Source organism: Pseudoalteromonas sp. SG41-5 (assembly GCF_014164495.1).
In the GTDB taxonomy this organism is placed as follows: Bacteria; Pseudomonadota; Gammaproteobacteria; order Enterobacterales; family Alteromonadaceae; genus Pseudoalteromonas; species Pseudoalteromonas rhizosphaerae.
Window position 1 is genome coordinate 1 of record NZ_JACJFH010000206.1, and the last position, 2,197, is coordinate 2,197.

General features: G+C 40.1%; 4 protein-coding genes. 2 read left to right on the forward strand and 2 right to left on the reverse strand.

The genetic code is table 11. The annotated features are described in order from the left end of the window. A partial coding sequence (locus tag H5232_RS22985) for a TonB-dependent siderophore receptor (protein ID WP_182831614.1) occupies positions 1-960 on the reverse strand: 960 nt, incomplete at its 3' end. A 111-nt stretch (positions 961-1,071) separates the two neighbouring features. Here H5232_RS22985 and H5232_RS22990 point away from each other — a divergent pair. Together H5232_RS22990 and H5232_RS22995 are read left to right on the forward strand one after the other, a co-directional pair. Beyond that, the gene (locus tag H5232_RS22990; protein WP_182717542.1) at positions 1,072-1,233 is read left to right on the forward strand and encodes a hypothetical protein; all 162 of its coding nucleotides are present in this window, start codon (positions 1,072-1,074) and stop codon (positions 1,231-1,233) included. 79 nt (positions 1,234-1,312) lie between these two features. Then, positions 1,313-1,558: a DUF3297 family protein gene (locus H5232_RS22995; protein WP_149982278.1), complete on the forward strand. Its 246-nt coding sequence runs from the start codon at positions 1,313-1,315 to the stop codon at positions 1,556-1,558. A 146-nt stretch (positions 1,559-1,704) separates the two neighbouring features. On the opposite strand, the gene H5232_RS23000 is transcribed toward H5232_RS22995, so the two are convergent. Next, a partial coding sequence (locus H5232_RS23000) for an energy transducer TonB (protein ID WP_182783478.1) occupies positions 1,705-2,197 on the reverse strand: 493 nt, incomplete at its 5' end.

A 2,197-nucleotide genomic window follows, 5' to 3' on the forward strand; every position in this document is an offset into this window, starting at 1 on the left:
CGTAAGCATAGGATTATCTAAAGACAAAGTCTGTCTTGGAGGAGATAGTTCAGCATCAGACGAAAAACCTGTTAACGTAGCGGTACGATGGTTAGCGCCCAATAAGAGTGACCAGTCGCGATTAAAGTCATAGTCATAATTAAGTTGGTGTCCGCGAGAGTGCACTTTAGTTGGCGCATCATTAGGGTTACCTAAAAAACGGCTTCTAGGTACGGTATCAAAATTATCGTTAAGTACAACAATACCTCGGTCATACATTTGCTGCTGGTCAACGTACTCAAACTCATACGTTAATGACGATTTATCATTGATGCTGTAATACACCGAAGGCGTGATCACAAACTTATCATGATGTACGTGATCTCGAAAACTGTCACTATCTTGCCATGCACCATTAATTCGAAATGCAATATCTTCAGTTAGGCCGTTAGTGTAATCACCTTGCACACGTTTATGATCATCACTGCCAAGTTCAGCTTTTAACTGGCCTTGCTGATAGAACTGTGGTTTTTTAGTAATAATATTAATTGTACCGCCTGGTTCAGAGCGACCATAGAGTGCAGAACCTGGGCCTTTTAACACTTCAATATATTCAATGTTAGATACATCACGTGGGCCCGCAAAACCTCGCCCACCACTAAAGCCATTAATTAAATAGCCTGATGGCATATTTTCATTACCCGATAGCCCCCTTATAGAGTAGCTATCCCACAATGCCCCACCATTATTTTTGCGAGAAATACTGGCAGAAAAATCAAGTGCATCCCTGAATTTAGTGATGCCATTATCAACCATCATTTCTTTACTTAATGTGGTAATTGACTGCGGCAGCTCTTTAACAGGAATATCTCCTCTAAAGGCTTGTTTATGTGCAATTGTGATGGTTTCTATATCTGATTCTGTGGCATTAGAGCCAAAAGAGAGTGCTGCAAAGGCAAGAGTTAATGCTGAGTACTTCATGATCCACTTTAATGATTGCTAGTCTTGTTTGGATATAATATAACATAATTGCAAAGCAGTGATACAATATAACGTTCAATTTAATAAAAAATAATACCAACCCTAAATGCTATGGTGTCAGCTACTCTGCAACTTGTTCGTAAATGGCATTGGCCTGAGCAAGAGCAAGCGACTAACCTCACTATGCGCTTTGATTATTACTTTGACAAAGATGTCACTCGTGACGAAATAATTAGCCACTGTATTAAGCAATCAAAGCAACTGTGCAGTTAATTTATTTTGATCAGTATATTGAGCCTAAGGCCTGTATTGCCTACAATGGCACACAATATATTCAATGCAGATCACAATTATGACTGATACAAATAAACCAGAATTACCAGATCAACTTTCGATCAACCCACGTAGCAAATTTTATGTAGAAGAAGTATTCGAGCATGAAATCGGCATTACACTTAACGGCAAAGAGCGTTTTGACGTTGAAGAGTACTGCATCAGTGAAGGTTGGATCAAAGTAGCCGCACCTAAAGCACTAGACCGCCGCGGCCAGCCATTACTTATGAAAGTAAAAGGCACAGTAGAAGCGTTTTATAAGTAACCGCTAAATAATTGAAAAAGCCGACTTTTGTCGGCTTTTTCATCACTGATTTTTACTTAGCGCTAGATAACGCTATAACATTACTTTAATACCTTTTTGCACTCGGCTCTATTTAAACTCATTGATACCTTGGCAATTAAAAGCCGTTACCTTATAAAAAACTCAACAGGTACAACAAGCTCAAGATTATTGCCTGCGATACCATTTGGTATGGCGGGTAATGGCTGTGCGCGTTGTAACATTTTGAGGGCTTCATCATCCAGCGCTGGGTAACCCGATGTTTGCTCTATGCGGCTTGTGACGATCATACCGTCACGACCAACTATAAAGTATACGATTACAGTGCCTTGCTGGCGTCTACTTTTAGCTATTCTTGGGTATTCTTTGTGCTTTTCTAGCCATGTTAATAAGGTCGTTGCATAGTTTTTTTTGTTTGCAAAACTAGCATTAATAGCCCCCTTGTTAAGGGGGGAGCTTTGCGTATTCGTTGCAACTTTTTTATTACTAGAGACAACGCTCTCTGCATTTATTGCTAAGCTTGCACCCTCTGCACCTTGGGCTGGTTTCTCTAGGGGCTTAGATTCTGGTTTAAGCTCTGGTTTAGGCTTCGGTTTAAGCTCTGGTTTAGGCTCTGGTTTA

What these genes read in the sequence shown, in the direction of transcription:
- H5232_RS22990 (WP_182717542.1), top strand. Translation starts at nt 1,072, where the DNA reads ATGGTGTCAGCTACTCTGCAACTTGTTCGTAAATGGCATTGGCCTGAG.
- H5232_RS22995 (WP_149982278.1), top strand. Translation starts at nt 1,313, where the DNA reads ATGACTGATACAAATAAACCAGAATTACCAGATCAACTTTCGATCAAC.